Source organism: Gallibacterium salpingitidis (assembly GCF_030517105.1).
Taxonomy (GTDB): Bacteria; Pseudomonadota; Gammaproteobacteria; order Enterobacterales; family Pasteurellaceae; genus Gallibacterium; species Gallibacterium salpingitidis.
The window spans coordinates 971,947-993,511 of sequence record NZ_CP103875.1; the positions used below are offsets into that span (position 1 = coordinate 971,947).

Genomic DNA, 21,565 nt, shown 5'->3' on the forward strand with positions numbered 1-21,565 from the left:
TGATGATGATGCACAATAATTCCTTTTTTAACGATTAGCGCTCATTAGCAAAATGGTCTAAACCATATTGGTAGAGTGCATTCTTCTTGTAACCATAAACTTCAGCGACAATGGCAGCTGCTTTTTTCAGTGGTAATTCTTGACTGATTAAACGCAAACTTAACAATGCCTGTTCGCTGAACTCAGCGTCCTCTTGTTCGGGCGCTCCCTCAACCACTAAGACAATTTCTCCTTTACAACGATTAGCATCTTGCTGTAACCAGTCAATCAACTCGGCGAGCGTATTACCATAAATGGTTTCCCAAGTTTTTGTTAATTCGCGCGCCATGACCAGGTAACGATCTTTACCGAAGATCAATAACATATCTTGTAAAGTGTCTAAAATGCGATGAGTTGATTCATAAAAAATTAAGGTGCGAGTTTCATTATTTAATGCGGATAAACGATCGCGCCGCGCTTTACTTTTGGCAGGTAAGAAGCCTTCAAAACAGAAACGGTTGGAAGCAATACCGGCAGCAGATAGCGCAGTAATTGCTGCGCAGCAACCGGGAATCGGCACTACTTGGATTTCCGCTTGACGACAAGCACGCACTAAATGAAAGCCCGGATCGCTAATTAATGGAGTACCCGCATCAGAAATTAAGGCAATATTCGTACCTTGTTGTAATTTCTCGATTAATAAAGCAGCTTTTTGTTGTTCGTTATGATCGTGTAACGCGAATAGTGGTTTTTTAATCGCATAATGATTTAATAATAACCCACTATGGCGAGTATCTTCTGCCGCAATAAGGTCAACTTGAGTTAAAATATCCAACGCGCGTTGGCTGATATCATTTAAATTTCCGATTGGTGTAGCAACAATATACAATGTGCCAAATAAATTGCTCATAATTAAGTCTTTTATTTGCTTTTAAACTAATAGATAAGTAAGATTTCACAGGTGCTCAACAGTCAGTTGAGCGGTTTTCTTTTGTCATGATAGTTCAAATTATCATAGGGATGAATATGTTAAACATTCTATTACAACGAATGAATTTAAAAAATCTTTTACTGATTTTTTTTGTGATGTTTAGCATCGCAGGTTGTAGCACATTATCTGGTTCAGGTAATAGCATGTTACAAAATGATGCTTATGCAAGTTCAGATTTTTATTTAGACAAAGTTAATAGTAGCCAAGATGCGGAAGAACGTACTAATTACCAATTATTGGCAGTACGTGCATTGATTAGTGAAAATAAAATTGCTCAAGCAGCAAGCCTATTATCTTCTTTAAAAGAGCTTGACGATGATCAACAACTTGATGCCTCAATTTTAAAAGCAGCAGTATTAGCAGCACAACGTGACAGTAATGGTGCAACAGGTTTACTTAACACAATCAATATGGATAGCTTAAGTAATTCACAAAAAGTACGTTACTATGAAGTGCTAGCGCAAGTTGCGGAAAATAATCAAGATACTGTTGGCGCAATTAATGCTCACGTACAAATGGATCGTTTTATTAGCGATATGCAACGCAAGCAACAAAACAACGATACTATTTGGAGCTTATTAAGAAGTTTAGATAAAAACACTTTAAACAGCCTAATTGTTGATCCAAATGATATTGCGCTAAAAGGTTGGGTCGATTTAGCTAAAGTCTATAATGATCACATCTCTCAACCAGATCAAATGCGTTTTGCGATTCAAAATTGGAAAACAACCTATGCAAATCATCCAGCAGCCTTTTTATTGCCAACGGATTTACGTGGTGTTGTGAATTTTGAAGACCTCAAAATTCAACAAGTAGCATTATTATTGCCTTTAAGCGGTAATGGTGAACTTATCGGTAAAATTATTCAACAAGGCTTCAATGATGCCCATGGTAATTCACCAGTAATCGTGAAAGCTTATGACACAATGAGTGGCACACCGGTAGCGGATTTAGTTAATCAAGCAAAACAAGAAGGTGCACAGGCGGTAGTGGGGCCATTATTAAAAGATAATGTTGAAGCATTATTAAATAGCAATGCAATGCAAGGATTAAGCGTATTAACTTTAAATACCGCACCAAGTATGCGTCCGTTACAAGGCGTTTGTTATTACGGTTTATCACCAGAAGATGAAGCGCAATCAGCGGCAGTAAAAATGTGGCATGATGGCGAAACCAATCCAATTGTGTTTGCGCCGCAAAATGATCTTGGCCAACGTAGTGCTTCTGCCTTCAATGCAAAATGGCAAACTTTAGCAGGTACTGACGCGAATACCTATTACTACAACTTAGTTGATGATATTTTGGCTAATATTAAGAATGCCTCAATGTCTGGCAAAGTGAATGCAATTTATGTGGTTGCTGACAGCCAACAATTACAAGAAATTAAAACTGCATTAGATAATTCTGATGCACATGGTATTGCAATCTATGCAACTTCACGCAGCAATTCAGCAAATAATGGCCCAGATTATCGCTTAACTATGAATGGCGTAAAATTTAGTGATATTCCATTCTTAAGTGATTTAAATTCTGCAAGTTACCAACAAGCGTTGAAATTAGCGAATGGCGATTATTCACTACTTCGCTTATATGCAATGGGTGCAGATGCTTGGATGTTAATCAATAAATTTGCTGAAATGCGTCAAATTCCGGGTTATACCATTAACGGCTTAACTGGTGTGTTAAGTGCGGGTGATGGTTGTAACATTGAACGTGCGATGACATGGATGCAATACGATAACGGTAACATTAAAACAATTAACTAATTTAATGACGTTATTTAAACCTAGACAACAAGGCGGCGAGTTTGAGCAACAAGCTCGCCGTTTTTTAGAGCAAAAAGGGCTGAGCTTTATTGCGGCAAACCAAAGTTTTAAATGTGGTGAGCTGGATTTAATTATGCGAGAGCAGCAAACCATCGTGTTTATTGAGGTTCGTCAGCGTAAAAGTGATCAGTTTGGTTCAGCGGTAGAGAGCATCTCTTGGGCTAAACAGCAAAAATGGATTAAAACAGCAAACGTATGGTTAAGCCAATTTGATGAAAGTTTAGATACAGTAGATTGCCGTTTTGATGTAATTGCTTATGACGGTAAAGATCATCAATTGACCTGGCTAAAGAATTTTATTGAATTCAATGGTTGAGATTATGTTAGAAAGAATAAAAGCATTATACGAAGAGAGTATCAAAGGACATATTGCGACCGCGGCAGTTATTCCAGAAGTCTTAGAGAAAACAACCAATGAATTAACGCAATGTTTATTGCGTGGCAATAAAATGGTGGTGTTTGGTTATGGGCGTTCAGCTGCCAATGCACAATTATTTGTCGCTAATTTAATCAATCGTTATCAGCTTGCACGCCCGAGTTTTCCTGCGGTCTTTTTAGGTTTGGATGGTACAGTCGGCGCCGCATTATTAAGTGATAACAGTTTGCTTGAAGCCTATCAGAAGCAGTTTAATGCGATGGTGCAACCTGGCGACATTTTAGTGGTATTAACGCCGGATACCGAAGAAATTTCCCTCTCCTTAATTCGTAATGCCAAAGAAAAAGATATTTTAGTAGTTGCATTAACCGGCGATAAAAGCGATCATCTTGATGGTCTATTAGACGAAAACGATATTAATATTACTGTTCCAGTACCGAAAGAGGTACGAGTTTTGGAACAACATTTGTTTATTATTAATACTTTATGCGAATTAATTGATTTTTCGCTATTTTCTCACTAAACCCCAAAAAAGGAGGCAATGATGCGTAATCATCAATGGAAAAATCTACTTAAGCTAACCGCAACGTTAGGCACAATTTTATTATTGCAAGGTTGTGTTGCAGCAGTTCTTGGTGGTGGAGCAATTGCAACAAAAGTGGCAACAGATCCGCGCACCACAGGCACTCAAATCGATGATCAAACACTAGAATTACGGGTGACAGATGCACTTCGTAAAGATAAACAACTCGATGAACAAGGGCATGTCAGTGCGATCGTTTATAACGCTAAAGTATTGTTAGTTGGACAAGTACCAAGTGAAGATTTGCGTGAAGTGGCAACTAATCTTGCGCGTGGCGTAAAAGATATTGCTGATGTTTATGAGCAAATTGAAATTGGGCCAAAAGTAAGCTTTGCTCAAGCAAGTAAAGATACTTGGATCACAACACAAGCCAAATCCAAACTATTTGTGAATGGCAATGTAAAAGCGACAGATGTCAAAGTTGTCACAGAAAATGGTGTTGTGTATCTATTAGGTCGTTTAACACAAGCACAAGCTAATGCCGCGGTAGATGTAGTGCGTACCATTAACGGTGTGAAGAAAGTGGTAAGAGTGTTTAGTTATTTGAACTAAGTTTCAATTATTTTCATTAATTCGACTACAAAGCTCCAAATTACTATGTAATTTGGGGCTTTTGTGTAAAATGATTAACAAACAATGATACGATGTTGAGGGAAAATATATGAATGATAAAATTTTTGGGTTAGCTATACTATTTTTAGTAGGATTATTTTTTTACTTCTGTTTTCATATTGATCCGGATGCATCACTTATCAGCAAATTGATTTTTTTTCCTCTAGGACTGGGCATATTTTGGATAATATTTGGGTATGCAATTTTTGCACTTACTGTACTTATACCTATTTTTATAAACGAGGCGTATGGTAAGAACTTTTTGGGCGAAGTAATGATAATTCAGTTGGCATTAAGCTTATGGGTAGCTAAAACTGCATTCGCCTGTTTTGTGTCTGTAATAGAAAAATTACTTTTCTCAATTTTTTATTGAGATAGTAATGTTATAAAACAGATTGATTGAGTATGTATCTATAGTTGTATTATGGATTGGCTTTGGGGTAAATAATGAAGGGAGTAAAGATGACATTACTCCCTTCGTTTTTGATCTTGAATTGTCAAACTAAGTGCAACACTTTATAAATGATTAACAAACAATGATACGATGTTGAGGGAGAATATATGAGTATGAATGAAAAAGAGAATGTTTTGGTGTTCACTATGCTATTTTTAATAGGGTTATTTTTTTACTTCTGTTTTCATATTGATCCAGATGCATCACTTATCAGCAAATTGATTCTTTTTCCTTTAGGAATGGGCATACTTTGGGGAATATATGGATATCTGGGTTATGCATTTTCCGTTTTTATATTTCTTATGATTAAGTCAAAGTATGGTAAGGAATATCATTTTGAATTAATGATAATTACTTTGGTACTAAGCCTATGGGCAGCTAAAACTACATTTGTCTATTTTTTTCTGTAAGTATGATGAATCAATAAGTTAAAAAATTGCCTTTTATTAATTTAATTTTGAGATGGTAATGTGCTGAAACAGATTGAGCATAATAAAGGGAGTAACGATGACATTACTCCCTTCGTTTTTGACAAAAAGACTATTTTCCGTCCCACGCTTTTAACGCAGCTTCACGAATTTTTAATTGTTCAGATGGTTTTTTCTTAAAGTAATTTGGATCTAAACCGCCTTCCCAATCACCATAATTTGGATTTGGTAACACAATATATTGTTTACCAAATTTGCTTTGGTTTTCAGCAACGAATTGACGACGTTCTGCATTTGGTTTGTGATAAGTCGCATCGCCATAGTCATTTAGATTATCGCCTACATACATCACAATTTCATAACCCATTTTTTCAATTTCAGCAAAACGAGCTGATTTTGCAGATTTATCTTTTTTCAACAATAAAGTTTTATCGTTTACGCCAGTGAAACCTAAACGTTTCATATCATCGATGGTGCCAGCTTTTTCATTGCTATCTTTACGGTTTGATACATAGAACATAGTACCGCCATGGCTATTAACATAATTTGCAAATTCTACGGCACCAGGAACTGCCGCACTTTGGCGTGCATTTACCCATTTAGTCCAACCTTCACTAGTATAAGGTTGTAGATTTTTAGATTGCCATGCAGCGTGAGCACTATTATCAATTAAGGTTTCATCTAAGTCAGATACAACGGCTTTCTTTTTACCTTTTTGTACTTTTGCTTTATCAAAACTAATTTTGGCAATATTAAATGCTTGATAAGCAAGCGCTTGGTATTCACCGGATTGTTGAACCCAGTTCACACCGAAAGTGGCTTGATCAACTAAACGTTGCGCACTTTTTTTCTCAATATCTTGTTGATTACTGCAAGCAGATAACGCTAATGCAGCGGAAATAGCTAAAACACTTAGTTTTAATGTTCTCATTATTCTCTCCTTGAAATAATTGTGGTAATGAGCTCGCTTATTCTACTCCTTTTCGAGTAATGAAGTTGTTATAGGTTTGTGATGTGTGTCACAAAAATAAGATATTGTTTGATAATGATGTTTAGAAATTGACTGATTTGCTTAATGGTTGAGCAAAACTAAAAAATGAGTGGATAGTGAAAGATAGTGGAAAGTTGTGTTTTTAATTTCCTTAATGAATAGCTTTAGTGTGAAAAATGGTAAGTTTAGTCGGGTGATTGGTGATATTGAGTTAGGGTCAACTTATTACTTTACGCCAAATGTTAGCTTGCAATTAGGCGGACAAGCGACAGGACGTGAAGGTAGTCATTCTTTAGGTATTCAAGCGAACTTTAATATTCGTTTCTAAGAGTAGCTAACTGATAAGATAGATGAATGCCCTGCTAACGTGGGGCATTTTTTTATCCCAATATTGCCACAAGGCATATATGCCTTCACTCTTGGTGCATTTTAGAGATACTTCATCAAATTTAACTGCAACAAAAAAGCCTATCTTAATTACTCAAGATAGGCTTTAGCTGAATTAATTATTATCAACCAGGTAATAATAAGTTAGGAATAAAGGTAATAATTTGCGGGAATATTGTAATTAATACCAAAGTGGCGAAAATTGGAATTAAGAACGGCAACACCCCTTTAGTTACGGTACTGACCGGCATATTACCTACACGAGCAACCACGAATAGTGCCATTCCCATTGGTGGAGTTAAGATACCAATCATCATATTTAAGGTTGTCATTACACCGAAAAAGATGAGGTCGATATTAAAGTGTACGGCGATTGGAATTAACATTGGCAATACAAGGAATTGTAAGGCAAGTGCGTCAATAAACATACCTAAGAAGAGAAGTAGTAAATTGATCATCACTAATACCATAAATTGCGAATCAGCGAAGGTAATAAAGACTTCTGCAATCTTCATTGCTACTTGTTCACGCGCAATCATATCGCCGAAGAAGGTTACAGTCATCACCATTAATACGGTTACACCTGTAATAGCTACCGCTTCTACACAACCTTTGAATAGTGATTGTAGTGTTAATTCTTTATAAACAAATTTGCCAACCACGATAGAGTAAAGTGCAGCAATAACCGCAGCTTCTGTTGGTGTAAATAAACCAGAGAAGATCCCGGCAATGATAAGTACCGGAGTTAATAATGCCCAAATCGCTCCTTTAAATTCACGACAAAGAACTTCCATAGAGGCTTTTGGTGTGCGTGGATAGTTACGTTTTTTCGAGATGTAGTAGTTCATAATCATTAATGCGATAGTAACTAATACACCTGGTACAAAGCCTGCTACGAAAAGTTTAGCGATAGATTGATTAGAAATAACCCCATAAATAATCATTGCGATACTTGGTGGTACTAATGGTCCAATGATACAAGATGCTGCTGTAATACCGCCGCACATATCATCGTCATAACCAGCATCACGCATTGCTTTAATTTCTAATTGACCTAGGCCACCGGCATCCGCTAATGCAGAGCCTGACATACCGGAGAAAATTAAACTTGCACCAATGTTTACATGACCCATACCGCCACGATAGTGACCAAGTAGCGCTTTAGCAAATTCAAAGATCTTAGTGGTAATACCTCCGGTATTCATTAAAATTCCGGTAAGGATAAAGAATGGTACGCTGAGTAAAGAGAAGCTATTTAAACTATCAACTAATTTAGAAGAGGCAGAGTTAACTACATTCCAGCGTGTCATCGCGAAATAGAGAATTGTCGCAATAAATAATGACCAACCGACTGGTGTACCAATAAACATAATGACTAACCAAACCAGTAAGACAATATAAACAGACTCGCTGCCAAAGCGGACATAATTGGTAATACGTAATACTTTAAAAATATCAGGATTAAATAGAATTAATGCGATAACAATAGCGGAAGCAACTAAGAAAAATAGCACAGGGAAGTAGGTTAAGTTATTTTTATAGTTTTCTACTTGTGCTTGTAAAAAGCGAACTAACATTAATAAAGAAAGAAACGGCAATGAAGCATATAGCCATTTTTCGGAAATACCCAGTGAGACGAGTTCGAATGAAGATCCTTTTAAAAGTCTAACACCGAAGTGAAAAAACAACATGATAGAAACAAAAATAAGAAATTGTGCAAAAGAGAACACAATTTTTCTTAATTTTTCTGACATCATATTGGTTAAGAAATCGATAAACACGTGTTGTTGTGAACGAATCCCCATAGCAATTCCGATCATACCAACATAAACGAACAACAAACGTGCGAGCTCCTCACTCCAAATTAGAGGGGAATCAAAGACTTGTCTAGCAACAATTTGTGCAATCAGAATGACAAATACTATTAAAAATAGTATGCCGCCGAGCCATTCTTCAAGTTTATTAAAATATTTCATAGTAACCCCATCACGACTACACTAAGGTCAAAAAAAAAGCCTTAGCGCTCAAGGAACGCTAAGGCAGGAAGATTATTTGGTTAGAGCATTGATTTCAGCAATCGCTTCTTCACCCTCTTTACCAGTTTTCTTAATATACTCTTCATAGTATGGTTTCATTGCTTCTTTGAATGGAGCAAGATCTGGTTTGGTAACTGTCATACCTTTTTTCTCGAAGTAAGAAATTAGGCTAGCTTCACCTTCTTCAAAGAGTTTTGTGTGATAATCAGCTGCTTTTACAGCGGCATCTTTTACCACTTTTTGTAGATCTTCCGGTAAATCTGCGAGTGTCTCATTGCTGACTAAATATAATTGGTCATTAAGAATATGGTTGGTTAATGCCAAATATTTTTGCACTTCTTCAAATTTTTGCGCTTGGATAGTTGATAATGGGTTTTCTTGAGCATCTACAGAATTAGTTTGTAGAGCAAGATAAACTTCAGAGAACGCCATCGGTGTTGGCGATGCACCTGAATATTTTGCATAAGCAAGGTTAGTTGCTGCATTTGGTACGCGTAATTTCAAACCTTTCATATCTTTAATGCTGTTGATGGCGCGGTTAGATGTAGTTTGACGAGTACCGTTATAAGCGTCAGCTAAAATAGTGATACCTAAATCATCGTGGACTTTTTTAATTAATGATTGACCAAATTTAGTATCAAAGAGAGCTTCTTTAGCGACTTTAAAGTTTGGAATCATATATGGTAATGCGAACACTTCAGCAGCTGGGTAGAAGAGTTGGAAACGTGCTGATTCACCGAAAGTGAAGTCTAATGCACCATCATCTAATTGTTTAAGCATTAGACGATCGTCACCAAGTTGAGCGCTATCGATAACAGAAATTTCAATTTTGCCTTTAGAGTTTGCTTTAACTTCATCAGCGAAGAATTTTGCAGCTTTTACTTCGTTAGATGTTGGTCCCGCTACTAAACCCATTTTAAGGTTAAAATCTGCAGAAAATGCGGTTGCAGAGATGCCCATACAAAGTGTAGCAAGTAGTAATTTTTTAAATTTCATTGCGTTTCTCCTATAAGAGTTAGATTGTTGGGAAAAGTAGCAAGTCATACAAATGACTGTATAAAGCAAGCACTTTTAACTGATGATTAATATACATCATTTTTTTAAAGAAAATGAAGTTTTATTTCATTATTGAGAGATCAATCACAAAATTTATGAAATGGGGTTAATTTTTAACCATTTCTGCAGAAAAAAGCCCTTGTTTTAACAAGGGCAAGATCAAAATGAGGACAAATATATAGATTATTCAAAAAGTTCTTGATGTAGTTTACGTACAACTTCATCAGCATGTTCGCTTTGTACTAATAAGCAGATATTATTAGTGCTTGCACCATAGCTAATCATACGTACATTGTATTCTGCGATAGTGTTAAATAAACGTTTTGCTACACCAGCTGCTATGTGAAGATCATTGCCAATTAGTGCGACTAATGATAAACCAGTATCTACTTTCACCGAAGATGTTTCGCTTAATTCTGCAAGTAACTCGTTAGAAAGAAGCTCTGCACCAGAAGAGGCAGAACCAGTTTTATCTAGTGTTAATGCTACGCTAACTTCTGAAGTAGTAATGGTGTCAACTGAAATTTTATATTTTGCTAAAATGTTGAATACGTTTGCTAAAAAGCCTTGTGCATGTAGCATGCTTAAGCTAGAGAGTGTTAATAAAGTTTGGTCTCGGCGTAAGGCAATTGCACGAAATAATGGTCTTGGCTGTGGATCTCGAGTTACCCAAGTACCACCCTGTTCTGGTGCTTTACTTGAACCGACATAGACTGGAATATTACTACGCACTGCTGGTAGTAATGTTGCTGGGTGTAATACTTTTGCACCAAAAGTCGCCATTTCTGCTGCTTCAGCGAAACTCATTGTGTCAATTTTTTGTGCTGTTGGTGCAATACGTGGGTCAGTGGTATAGATACCTGCTACATCCGTCCAAATTAACACATCATCAGCATTTAATACTTCTGCAATTAATGCAGCGGAGTAGTCGCTACCACCACGACCTAATGTTGTAGTTTTGCCATTTGGTGCGCGACCAATAAAGCCTTGTGTAATGACAAGATCACCACGTTCAATTAATGGTTTTAAGACACGATCACAATTTTGTTGAGTTAATTCATCATTTGGTGCTGCCTTACCATAATTATCATTAGTAGCAACTAAAGTTCTTACATCTACCCATGTTGCATTAGCACCAAGCTCACGCAAGACTTCAACAAAGATTAATGTTGACATCATTTCACCATGGCTAATGATTTCATCAATTAATGCTGGTGAAGTGGCTAATGCTGCAGCATCAGATAAAGACTCAATATTATCTAATAAACGATCAATCTCTTCTTTTAATACTGCTGTATTTCTTAACTCATACAAGATATTGTATTGAATTTGTCTAACTTGATTGACAAGTGCCTCCCTTTCTTCTTTCTCACAACCATTCGCTAATGCGACTAAAAGATTAGTTACACCGGCAGAGGCAGAAAGAATGACTACACGAGTGTTTGGATCAGCCATTACGATTTTGGCACAAGATTGCATTGCAACGTAATTAGCTACGCTAGTTCCTCCAAATTTTGCAACAGATAGATAGGACATAAGATTTCCTTAAATAATAATGTTGTGAATAAAAATTTGCTTATTACAGAAGATCTAAGGAAAACTGGAAGAGATATGAAACGTCAATGATGTTCAGAAGCTCTCCATCGTTTACCGATGACAGCCTTAGGGATTCAGCCCTAATAGCCGATAAACAACTCTCTGGAAAATTGTTTATCTCGGCGAAACTCCCCTGATTATTTCTTACTGGCTCCAGACCTAAAAATAACGACCTGAGTTCCGCGCCTCTCCTGCAGTAGCGTTGTGCTACAAAACGTCTATATAAATATCCGTTAATAAACGGAATGTCAAATGAAATTTTAAAAATTCAATTTTTCTAATAAAACGAATTCAGTTTGTGGGCAATATTGTTGCAAATATTGCTGTAAATAGTGTTGTGTATCTTGCTCGATTAACGGATCTTTTTCTGGAAAACGGTTATAAATAATACTATGAACCGAGATATTACGGCTTTGGCATGCCATTAAGCTGAGCAGGGTATGATTGATACTGCCGAGCTTACCGGAGGTAACCAAGATTAAGGGATATTGATATTTCGCGATAAAATCAAGCGTAGTTTCATTGTCACGATAAGGAACCGCTAAACCACCAGCACCCTCTAATAGAACGTAATCATAGCGCTGCGCTAATTGTTGAGTTTTTTCCGTAATATAATCTGGATCAATTTGGCAATTTTCCATTTTAGCGGCAAGATGTGGTGAACAAGGATAATGGAACAAATAAGGGCATGTGATACCAGCTAAATCTTCTTCTGTTAAGGCAATCTGCTGAATTTTTCGATGAACGAGAATGTCATCAGAAATTTTTTCACAGCCAGTTTGGATCATTTTTTGCGTAATGACTGAAAAACCTTGCCCCATTAACTTTTTAGCATAAACACCAGTGGCGACTGTCTTACCAACTTCGGTATCAATGCCACTCACAAAAAGAATCTTTCCCATAACGACTCCTGATTAAGGCTGAAAAATGGTAAACACTATACTACTGATTGCACTGAGGGAAAAGGAAATTTGGCAAAAATAAAGCCATAGCGAAATGCTATGGCTTAACAACAAAATAGAAAAATCTAAATCAAATTAGAATTTATAACCTAAACCAACGAAGAATACGGTTGGATCTAAGGTTACACGAGCCTCTTGTGGTTGTCCTGCAAGATTAAATGTTGCTTTGGTTTTGATTTTTGCCCACCAAATAGAGGTGTTGAAGAATAATTTATCAGTAAGTTTAATATCAATACCAGCATTCACTGCAGGCCCCCAAGAATCTTTTAATTTAAGATCTGTAAGACCAGCTAATTTTTCTTTTTCACCAAAGAATGTAGTGTAGTTAAGACCAGCACCTACATATGGACGAGCTGGTGAATCAGCATTTAAGAAATAGTATTGAACATAAAGGCTTGGTGGTAATTGTTTAGTTTTAGCAATTGTTCCCAATCTAGCTTGTTTAATTTCGTGACTAAATGGAGTAGCGGCTAATAATTCCACACCGATATTATCAGTAACCATATAGGTACCAGTTAAGCCAAGTTGTGCATTACTATTTACATCAAAATCATACTGAAGTTTATTACCAGCATAATTATGAGTATCTGTATTTGGAACAACTAAAATTGGACCACCACGAACGAAGATATCGCCAGCTTGGTGAGCCATTGCTGCTGATGATGCAGCGAGTAGAGCAGTAGAAGTTGCAATTGCTAGTGCTAATTTTTTCATATAACCCTCCGTGAATGAATAATAGGTTTTGTTCTTGTTTGTCATATGACTTGCTCAAGATACCCCTTTTGGATAAGAAAAAGTTTGACAAAAATCAATAAATAGAGAGTTAATGGGAACTTTTTGTGATATATCAAAATAACTTATGCGGATAAACCGTAGAAATGAGAACTAGATCAAATTTATTCAAATTGTTTCAATAGCCATTGTTGCAAAATAAGGGCGTGATTACAGCAAGGATCTTTCGCAGCATAGAGTAAGGTGACATTTTGTTGCTGTAATTGCTGATAGCAAAGCTGTATAAATGATTGAGCTCCAGGATTTTGAGCTAATTGTTGTTGATATTGTTGAGAAAATTCAGTGAATTTATCTGCTTCGTGATTAAACCATTTGCGTAGTAGTGGTGATGGCGCAATATTCTTTGCCCATAAATCGAGTTGTGCGGTTTCCTTTTTTATACCACGTGGCCAAAGTCGATCGACCAAAATGCGAAACCCATCGTTTGCTGCGATGGGTTGATAGATTCGCTGGATTTGTAATCGAAACATAAATTAACAATAGTATTGTTTTTGATAAGGCATAATCGAGTCCACTTCTTGTGGTGGTTCGATTGGCTGTTCAGGATCGACTTTTGGTTCCTCCGCAGCAGGTTTATCTGTTTCTGCTTTGCTTTTATCTCGATTATCTTTCTTTTCAGCCGTTGCTTCAGGTTGATCGGCTTGTTGTTGAGCTGGTGTTGCTGCTTTTGTTTCATCTTGTTTTTGAGTTACATCCGTATTTTTCGCATCTTGTGTTGCTGTTGCAGTATCTGCTTTGTTCTCTACTTTTTCAGTTGTAGGGGCTGCTGCTGGTTTTGTTTCTTCAGTTTTGTTTTCAGTAGTTTGTTTATCTGATGTTTTTTCTGTATTCACTATTTTGTTCTCAGTTGATTGCGTTGTGGTCGCAGTTTGTGTTGTTTTTTCTGTTGTGGTAGTGGCTTCTGCATTGTTTTCGACTTTATTCGTTGTTGCAGTGGCTTGTTCTTCTGATTTTGCTGCTGGTGTTGTTGTAGTTGTTGGCGCTACATCAGCAAAATTAGTTAATTTATTGCCATTTTCTGCTACAACTTGTTCTGCAGCAGCATGAAGTGCGCCCGGTTTCATTGGATCTGGTTTAGCGTTGCTGTTTGCTTGTGCGATTGCACTCTCTTTTTCTTTCTCTTCACCCAATAGGCGCGGCTGTAATTGTTTAAAGCTGCTTTCTGAATCTAACCAAATAGAAACAAATTGGTGGTTGAAAGAACGGTCAAAGTGTTCCGATAAAACAGTATTATTTAACACAAAGTAGCCATCTTTATCTAATGCAATATAGTTTAAGACATCATCAGGTTTGAAATCTGGGAAATTATTAATTAAACGTTTTCTAAGCTGATCCACTTCTTCTGTTTTCAGTGCTTCTAAGTTCATCTCTTTGACCATTGAGATCGAGAAATTTTTCCCTTCGACTGGTTTAGCAAATTTAATGCGTAACATTAATGGTCGTTGTCCGCTGCTATAACTGCCATCTTCTGTAAAAAGAGAAACGGTATAAATGTGGAATGGACCCCAATTATATTCAGCTTTACCTACTTGTTTCCAATCAGCAGCAGCAAATGGTGTATAGAACAATAGCAATAAACTTAAACAAAAAGAGAAAAACTTCATCTATTTTTACCCAGTCACATATTAAGCAGATGATGATTATGGCAGGCTATTATAGCAATAAATTATTTTTTCTTAATGAGGAATATTGCAATATTTGTTTATTTTTATTGCAAAGTCACATCTGTATTACACCTGCCAAAACGAAGATTAATCTAAACCGCGATTTTCTAAATAAAGCACTGTCGCTGCTACACGAGAATGTACATTTAATTTGCGTAGCAAGTTACGAATATGCACTTTTACGGTTTCTTCAGAGATAAATAATTGCGAAGCAATCTGTTTATTAGAAAGACCAGTAGCGATAAGTTTTAAGACATCCATTTCACGATCAGTTAATAGTTGTAATGGATCCTTAGAGGAATGTTGTTCGAGTAAACGTTGTTTAACTGTATCACTAAGTACAACTTGTCCTTCAGCAATTTTTTTCAATTGAACTAATAAGGTATCTGGTTCGGTATCTTTTAACAAGTAACCATCTGCACCGGCTTCAATTAAAGCAAAAATATCAGAACGTGAATCAGAAACGGTTAATACCGCAATTCTGGCATCGATTTCATCAAGGCGTAATGCTTTTAATACATCTAAACCAGACATACCTTTCATATTTAAATCTAGGATAATCATATCTGGTGAAAGTTTTTTCGCTAAGGCTAATCCTTCTGTACCATTGCTAGCTTCCGCCAAAACTTCAAAAGATTTATCGAGTTGTAATAGTTGGGTAATCCCTCTACGAATAAGAGGATGATCATCAATGACTAAAATAGTTGTTTTTTTCATTATATTTGTCCCTTTTAAGGAGTATTCAAAAAAATCTTGCACATACTATCACACGAACAGGAAAAAACGTGTTCTTTTCACTAACAAATTTTTCTATAAGTAAGAAAATCTTTGATATAGATTAAAAATAATCAAATTTTATTTACCGAAAGCATCAACTATTCAAGGCGCTTACAGAATGATAAGGTGTGACAGTTGTTTTTCCATGTATATGGTTTATTTGATAAAATTGTGGGTAATTAAAATTATTTTTCGATACTTGGAATGGAGTACTGTTTTCTCCGTTAGTCGCGGCACGATAAATTTGATTAATTTCCTCGATTTTTTGACTTTTTACTCCTTCGCAGTGGTAATAAGCTTCAAGTTGATTACTTTCATCTAAAATATAGATGTTAAATGTTTTATCTGGATTGTCTTCAAAAAAGAATTGTAAGAACCCTTCATTAGAATAGTATTCAATCGCTTGTGGGTATTTCAATTCATCATTATTAGTAGAAATAGGTGTCAAACCACTTTCACTAAGCAGTTCTTTAGTGATATTCAACTTATCGCGATGGAAGAAGTTATTCCAAACTTCGCTTGCAACATAGAGCGTATTTAATTGATTACTATTGATCAGATTACTAGTTTGGATATTAATACAACGATCAATTAATTCACTGGTAAAACGACGAATAATATTGCGATAGCGACGGCTGTAACAGAACACTTTCACAGATTGTAATGGTACAGAACTACGATAAATTTTATTTGATAACACCTTTAAGGCGCGGAAAATCGCGCTTGGCCCTTCAAAATGCAAGGTGCGAATTTCATTCCATAAATTGCGATAAGTAAAATCAATGCTGCCAATTAGCTTAGTTTGTTTAGCCGTTAAATTGTTGAAAAGATGCTTAGGTTGCAGACGGAAATGGTGATCAATCAAAGATTCGTCTTTGGTCGGGTCTTGTACTAAATTGACAATGATTGCCAGATTACGAATTTCACAAGGCTGATAGAGATCACTATTGGTTGCAGGTGGTACCTCTGTTGGGAATGTGTCACGCAGATCTTCAACAAATTGCTGTAACGTTTCCAAGGATACAGTGTTGCTGATAATGTGCAGATTGGTTTCTGCAGTTAATAGACCATTAAAATATGCCCAACAAACCAATTTATTCAGGTTTGGATTATATTCAACGTGGCGATATTTCGATAATGACGAAATTTTCGGTTCTTGATTGAGCAGATACCAGCCTTTTTGCATTACTGAATTACCTGTCGCTTCAACGAAAGTGAGCTCTTTTTCAGCAATATCGGTCACGATAGCAGGATTAAAAAGAGTAACTTTCCCTGGTAACTCTTCAAATGCAGCATACAATTTACGAGTCAAAATACTGATATCTTCAGGAATAATGCCACCACCAGAAATATTATATTTACGAGCAAAATCCATTAATTGGCGATAGCTGCACATCAATAAATTAACCAGGCTGTTATAACTACGACGGATTTGTTTAATTTTCCAATGCTTTCTTTCATTTAATTCTTGGATTGTATTGGAATCCCATTTCCATTGATGGCGCGCAAGGCGCATTAAAAGCGTTAAGCGCCAATTACCAGTTAATTCAGTATTATCAATATCTTCACAAGCTTTTATATAGAAACAACGGCGTACATTATCCAAACGTTCAGGATCATTGGTAACGGTTAAATAGTGCGTTACTTTATCTAACATCGCCATATAAGGATCAAAATGATGATTGACTGTGCGCTCTTGTAATAAATCCAATTTGAACTGATGTGAAATTAAACGAGTGTTGGGAAACTCCCATGAATAACACTCTAATAATAAAATTTTGATAACGGCTTTATAGGGTGAATCAATACCTTTATAGAGATTCCACAAGGTAGCACCGAAATATTCATTAGCCGATAAACTACCTAAACCACCGAAATCAACCCATTCATTAGGGTTCAATTTTCCTTCATTAACTAATTGTTTCACTGTGTCGTCATATTTTGTTTCATCTTCTACGGCGAGATGTAACCAAAGCAATGGACGACCAGCCAGACGAATAGCAGAGCGATAAAATTCATCTAGTAGCAACATATATTGGCTAGAGCCACAATTGTCACTGGATAAAGAATCAACGGCTTGTCCGCAACGAAAACGGTCTTGATCGACTAAAAAGAGATTAAGTTCTACGCCTACGTTGTGCGCCCATTGACAAACTAGGGTGAATTTTTGTTGTAATTTATCGAGTTGTGGTTGAGTTAAAGTACGTGAAGCACAAACCCATAAATCTAAATCTGAACGAGAAGTTTGGGTAATCGATCCTAAACTGCCCATTGCATAAATTCCGCATAAACTGGCAACGGGTTGAGGTTGATGTTCTAAAGAGAATAAAGTGGTATTAGATAGAGTCGAAGAGAGATAATTTTTTTGATAGAGATTGTAATGAAAATTAACAATGCCAAAAGGTGCCCCTTCGACATATCCTGGTAACTCAGGAATATTGTGGTGCAATAAGACGCAAACTAAGTTAAGAACATATTGAAATTCGTTTGGTGCACCTGCTAAAGCACGCTCTAAACGAATGTTGTCTAATTGTTCAACCTTTTTCTTGGCAACTTCTAGATTGTTCATTAGCTATGTATGATCTCTGTAATGATAAATACTTTAATCTCATCAACGGCGGAAAACTTTAACACTTCTGGATAACTTGGTAAATACTCGAGCTAGTTCAGATGCGAAGTTTTTGATTCAACTCAATGAAGATTCTGTTTCTAAGCACTGACAACGCCAGGCAACAATGATAGGATATAAATTCATTAAAACAATGAATAATAAGTTAATCATAAAAGAGTGAATTATGCAAAAAGATGTTATCCGTATTGCAACTCGGCAAAGTCCTTTAGCCTTATGGCAAGCCAATTTTATCAAACAACAATTAGAATCTTTATATCCACAACTTACTGTTGAATTAGTCACAATGGTGACAAAAGGTGATGTGTTATTAGATACACCATTAGCTAAAATTGGTGGTAAAGGGTTATTTGTTAAAGAGTTAGAATTAGCGTTATTGGAACATAGAGCGGATATTGCGGTTCATTCAATGAAAGATGTACCAATGCAATTTCCAGAAGGATTACATTTAAGTATCATTTGTGAGCGAGAAGATCCACGTGATGCCTTTGTTTCCAATCGATATGCTTCATTAGCAGAATTACCGCAGAATGCTGTAGTTGGAACGTCGAGTTTGCGCCGTCAATGTCAGTTAAAAGCATTACGTCCAGATATGGAATTGAAAACATTACGTGGTAATGTCGGAACACGTTTAAGAAAATTAGATGACGGCGAATATGATGCAATTATTTTAGCTGCCGCAGGGTTAATCCGTTTAGGTGAACAGCAACGTATCCGTAGTTTTATTGAAGCTGAAACCTCTTTACCAGCGGTTGGACAGGGCGCTGTAGGCGTAGAATGCCGCGTTGATGATGAGTGGGTTAATCAATTATTGAAACCTTTATTACATCAAGATACTTGGGATCGTGTTATTGCGGAACGAGCAATGAATAATCGTTTACAAGGTGGCTGCCAAGTGCCTATCGCTGGTTATGCTATTTTGTCAGGTGAGCAACTTCATTTACGTGCGTTAGTGGGGGCGGTTGATGGTAGTGAAGTTTTGCGCGCAGAAGGAGTAGCGCCAAGATCGCAAGCAACGCAATTAGGTATCCAAGTTGCAGAATCCTTGTTAGCACAAGGTGCAGAAAAATTATTAGCGCAGGCGTTAGTTTAAGTTTATGGGCATTCTAGTTACACGTCCGGAAGAATCTGGTCAAGTTTTAACAGAAATGTTAAATCGTGAAGGTATTGCCGCGATTCACGTGCCCTTTATTAAAATTGTTGCCGGTGAGCAAATCAATCAATTGCCACAAAAATTGCAACAATTAAATGCTGGAGATTGCGTGATTTGTGTGTCGCAGTATGCGGTATATTATGCGGAACAGGCGTTGAAAAATACAGGTTTTTCATGGCGTACTGATTTATCGTATATCGCGGTAGGGCGTAAAACAGCGATGTTATTAACAGCAGCAACGCAGCAACCGGTGCATTATCCGTTTGCGCAAGAAAATAGCGAAGGCGTATTAGCATTACCACTGCTGCAAGAGTGCCAACAGAAAAATATATTGATTTTACGTGGGCAGCAAGGAAGAGAATTATTACCAGAGCAATTGGCACAGCAAGGTGCTAATGTAGAAATGGTGGCTTGCTACCATCGTGAATTGCAACAATTGGATGAAAAAGAATTAATGTTATTTTCGCGCGCAGGCATTGATACGATTGTGGTGACTAGTGGCGAAATTTTACGGTATTTACTGGATTTTATTCCTAAAAGTGAACATAATTGGTTATTAAATTGTAAGTTGGTGGTGATTAGTGATCGGATTGCACAATTAGCAATAACAGCGGGTTGGCAAGAAGATAAAGTGATTCTCACTGAAAAGGCAGACAATGCTAGTTTATTGAAAGCGATATTATCGTTTTATCCCCATTCACGAGATAAATAATAAAGTAGGAGTAGCGATGAAAAAACAACATGATGAAACTGATATTCAAAAAGATACAGAGGTAAATGCAGAGGTTACTCCTAGCACAGGTGAAACAAATTCAACTGAAAATGTCACAACACCTCAAATAGATAATTCAACAACTAACCCATCAAAAAAAGAAGCAGACGTGAAAAAAGAACCACAAAAAGCTGAAAATAAAGCGGAAAGTAAAAAAGTGGAAACAGTCAAAACCACAACAGCAGCAGAAAATCATTCTCAACCACAAAAAAATAAAGTTTCTGATAAAGAAGAAATGAAAAAATCTTCTGGTGGTAAAGGCATTGCCTTATTAGCATTATTAGTCGCATTGGGCGTTGGTGGTGCAGGTTATTATTTAGGGCAACAACAGCTCAATCAATTACAACAACAGATTGCGACTTTAGAATCTCAACAACAAGCAACTGCGCAAGCGACACCAACTGATACAGTAAGTAAAGCCGAATTTGATGCAGTGAAAAATGCGTTAGTCAATACGACAAATGAGTTGGCTGCGACTAAAACAGCGTTGGATTCATTGCAGCAAAATCGCGGAATTACGGAACAACAAATTATTGCGTTACAGTCGCAATTAAATAAAGCAGTGGCAGATAAAGCAGAAAGCCAGCCAAATGAATGGTTAATGTCGGAAGCGGATTTCTTATTAAGCAATGCGCAGCGTAAATTGATTATTGATAATGATTTGAGTACGGCGATTTCATTGCTGAAAGAAGCTGATAGTGTGTTGAATGATGTTTCTGATCCACGAGCGATTAGTGTACGTACTGCGATTGCTCAAGATTTAAAACGTCTTGCAGATGTTAATGACGTTGATCAGAATGCGATTATGCAAAAATTATCGCAATTAGCGAATGCGGTTGATGATTTGGAAGTGTTGGATCTTTCTAGTGATAATGCAACTGATGATAATGGCGAGTTATCGGATTCGATTAGTGATTGGCGTACAAATATGCAAAAATCAGCAACTTCGTTCTTGAATCACTTTATTCGTATCCAACCGCGGGATCCAGTTGAGAAAGCGCTGTTAGCGCCAAATCAAGATGTTTATTTACGTGAAAATATCCGTTTACGTTTACAAATTGCTCTATTGGCAGTACCACGTCAGCAAAATGAACTTTATAAGAGTTCATTAGAAGTGGTGACCTCTTGGGTAAGAAGTTATTTCAATACGGATAGTGTATTGGTACAACGTTTCTTACAACAATTAGATGATCTTTCTGAAGAGTCAATTTATGTTGATGCGCCAAATACCTTTGAAAGCTTAACTATTTTAGATGAGATTTTGCATAAACAACCACATAAGATTGAAAAAGTGGAAATGAAGGCAAATCCAACAATTTTAGAAGAGAATAAAGCAGAAGAAGCCAAAGCGAAGGAAAAAAATCCAGAAGCTGCACAACCGCAAGCGTCAGAACCAGCAAATTCTTCTGAAACTAAAGGTCAAGCCGAAGAGCAGCAACCAAGTGCGTCAGAAAACGCCGCTCCTGAACAACCAGCGAAAACAGAATAGTAGGAGAAAGAG

At 36.7% G+C, this 21,565-nt stretch carries 21 protein-coding genes and 1 riboswitch; of the genes, 10 read left to right on the plus strand and 11 right to left on the minus strand.

Annotation, left to right across the window (positions count from 1 at the left end):
• Positions 1 to 34: 34 nt before the first annotated feature.
• Positions 35 to 889, minus strand: coding sequence for a 16S rRNA (cytidine(1402)-2'-O)-methyltransferase (rsmI, locus tag NYR30_RS04725; protein WP_066114199.1), 855 nt, complete (start codon positions 887 to 889; stop codon positions 35 to 37).
• A 116-nt stretch (positions 890 to 1,005) separates the two neighbouring features.
• On the opposite strand from rsmI, the gene NYR30_RS04730 reads away from it, so the two are divergent.
• The 6 genes from NYR30_RS04730 to NYR30_RS04755 all read left to right on the plus strand — a co-directional run bounded on the left by NYR30_RS04730 (position 1,006) and on the right by NYR30_RS04755 (position 5,231).
• Positions 1,006 to 2,736 (plus strand): penicillin-binding protein activator, encoded by a 1,731-nt coding sequence (locus NYR30_RS04730; protein WP_066114196.1) that lies wholly within the window; start codon positions 1,006 to 1,008, stop codon positions 2,734 to 2,736.
• Positions 2,737 to 2,740: 4 nt separating this feature from the next.
• Entirely contained in the window at positions 2,741 to 3,112 is a 372-nt protein-coding gene (locus NYR30_RS04735; RefSeq protein WP_066107696.1) for a YraN family protein, read from the plus strand.
• Complete coding sequence (locus NYR30_RS04740; RefSeq protein WP_082966148.1) at positions 3,105 to 3,695, plus strand: D-sedoheptulose-7-phosphate isomerase; 591 nt, start codon at positions 3,105 to 3,107, stop codon at positions 3,693 to 3,695. Before NYR30_RS04735 ends, NYR30_RS04740 begins: the two co-directional genes overlap by 8 nt.
• Before the next feature lie 21 nt (positions 3,696 to 3,716).
• A complete protein-coding gene (dolP, locus tag NYR30_RS04745; protein WP_066107693.1) occupies positions 3,717 to 4,307 on the plus strand; it encodes a division/outer membrane stress-associated lipid-binding lipoprotein in 591 nt (196 codons plus the stop codon).
• Positions 4,308 to 4,416: 109 nt separating this feature from the next.
• Entirely contained in the window at positions 4,417 to 4,740 is a 324-nt protein-coding gene (locus tag NYR30_RS04750; RefSeq protein WP_066114194.1) for a hypothetical protein, read from the plus strand.
• A 188-nt stretch (positions 4,741 to 4,928) separates the two neighbouring features.
• Entirely contained in the window at positions 4,929 to 5,231 is a 303-nt protein-coding gene (locus NYR30_RS04755) for a hypothetical protein (RefSeq protein WP_066114191.1), read from the plus strand.
• 130 nt (positions 5,232 to 5,361) lie between these two features.
• On the opposite strand, the gene NYR30_RS04760 is transcribed toward NYR30_RS04755, so the two are convergent.
• On the minus strand, positions 5,362 to 6,180 hold the full coding sequence (locus tag NYR30_RS04760) for a 5'-nucleotidase, lipoprotein e(P4) family (protein ID WP_066107681.1): 819 nt from the start codon (positions 6,178 to 6,180) through the stop codon (positions 5,362 to 5,364).
• A 196-nt stretch (positions 6,181 to 6,376) separates the two neighbouring features.
• Here NYR30_RS04760 and NYR30_RS04765 point away from each other — a divergent pair, with 196 nt between their 5' ends.
• Positions 6,377 to 6,568, plus strand: a complete 192-nt coding sequence (locus NYR30_RS04765; RefSeq protein WP_066114188.1) for a hypothetical protein — start codon at positions 6,377 to 6,379, stop codon at positions 6,566 to 6,568.
• Positions 6,569 to 6,752: 184 nt separating this feature from the next.
• On the opposite strand, the gene NYR30_RS04770 is transcribed toward NYR30_RS04765, so the two are convergent.
• From NYR30_RS04770 to NYR30_RS04810, 9 genes are all read right to left on the minus strand, one after another.
• Positions 6,753 to 8,603 (minus strand): TRAP transporter large permease, encoded by a 1,851-nt coding sequence (locus tag NYR30_RS04770; RefSeq protein WP_302502139.1) that lies wholly within the window; start codon positions 8,601 to 8,603, stop codon positions 6,753 to 6,755.
• Between the two features lie 72 nt (positions 8,604 to 8,675).
• A complete protein-coding gene (locus NYR30_RS04775) occupies positions 8,676 to 9,659 on the minus strand; it encodes a sialic acid TRAP transporter substrate-binding protein SiaP (RefSeq protein WP_302502140.1) in 984 nt (327 codons plus the stop codon).
• A 243-nt stretch (positions 9,660 to 9,902) separates the two neighbouring features.
• Entirely contained in the window at positions 9,903 to 11,255 is a 1,353-nt protein-coding gene (lysC, locus tag NYR30_RS04780) for a lysine-sensitive aspartokinase 3 (protein WP_302502142.1), read from the minus strand.
• Positions 11,256 to 11,344: 89 nt separating this feature from the next.
• Positions 11,345 to 11,514: riboswitch (Lysine riboswitch) on the minus strand.
• Positions 11,515 to 11,575: 61 nt separating this feature from the next.
• Positions 11,576 to 12,217 (minus strand): dethiobiotin synthase, encoded by a 642-nt coding sequence (bioD, locus tag NYR30_RS04785; protein ID WP_302502143.1) that lies wholly within the window; start codon positions 12,215 to 12,217, stop codon positions 11,576 to 11,578.
• Between the two features lie 135 nt (positions 12,218 to 12,352).
• On the minus strand, positions 12,353 to 12,991 hold the full coding sequence (locus NYR30_RS04790) for an OmpW family outer membrane protein (protein WP_302502144.1): 639 nt from the start codon (positions 12,989 to 12,991) through the stop codon (positions 12,353 to 12,355).
• Between the two features lie 182 nt (positions 12,992 to 13,173).
• Positions 13,174 to 13,539: a DUF488 domain-containing protein gene (locus NYR30_RS04795; RefSeq protein ID WP_302502146.1), complete on the minus strand. Its 366-nt coding sequence runs from the start codon at positions 13,537 to 13,539 to the stop codon at positions 13,174 to 13,176.
• A gap of 3 nt (positions 13,540 to 13,542) precedes the next feature.
• Positions 13,543 to 14,673 carry a hypothetical protein gene (locus tag NYR30_RS04800; RefSeq protein ID WP_302502148.1) on the minus strand — a complete coding sequence of 377 codons (1,131 nt, stop codon included), beginning with the start codon at positions 14,671 to 14,673 and terminating at the stop codon, positions 13,543 to 13,545.
• A gap of 147 nt (positions 14,674 to 14,820) precedes the next feature.
• The gene (locus NYR30_RS04805; protein ID WP_302502150.1) at positions 14,821 to 15,450 is read right to left on the minus strand and encodes a response regulator; all 630 of its coding nucleotides are present in this window, start codon (positions 15,448 to 15,450) and stop codon (positions 14,821 to 14,823) included.
• A 154-nt stretch (positions 15,451 to 15,604) separates the two neighbouring features.
• A complete protein-coding gene (locus NYR30_RS04810; protein WP_302502152.1) occupies positions 15,605 to 18,079 on the minus strand; it encodes a class I adenylate cyclase in 2,475 nt (824 codons plus the stop codon).
• 226 nt (positions 18,080 to 18,305) lie between these two features.
• Here NYR30_RS04810 and hemC point away from each other — a divergent pair, with 226 nt between their 5' ends.
• Genes hemC through NYR30_RS04825 form a run of 3 tightly spaced genes read left to right on the plus strand, consistent with a single transcriptional unit; the run spans position 18,306 to position 21,553 of the window.
• The gene (gene hemC, locus NYR30_RS04815) at positions 18,306 to 19,232 is read left to right on the plus strand and encodes a hydroxymethylbilane synthase (RefSeq protein ID WP_302502154.1); all 927 of its coding nucleotides are present in this window, start codon (positions 18,306 to 18,308) and stop codon (positions 19,230 to 19,232) included.
• A gap of 4 nt (positions 19,233 to 19,236) precedes the next feature.
• Positions 19,237 to 20,004, plus strand: coding sequence for a uroporphyrinogen-III synthase (locus NYR30_RS04820; protein ID WP_302502156.1), 768 nt, complete (start codon positions 19,237 to 19,239; stop codon positions 20,002 to 20,004).
• 16 nt (positions 20,005 to 20,020) lie between these two features.
• Positions 20,021 to 21,553: a uroporphyrinogen-III C-methyltransferase gene (locus NYR30_RS04825; RefSeq protein WP_302502159.1), complete on the plus strand. Its 1,533-nt coding sequence runs from the start codon at positions 20,021 to 20,023 to the stop codon at positions 21,551 to 21,553.
• The last annotated feature ends 12 nt before the right edge of the window (positions 21,554 to 21,565 follow it).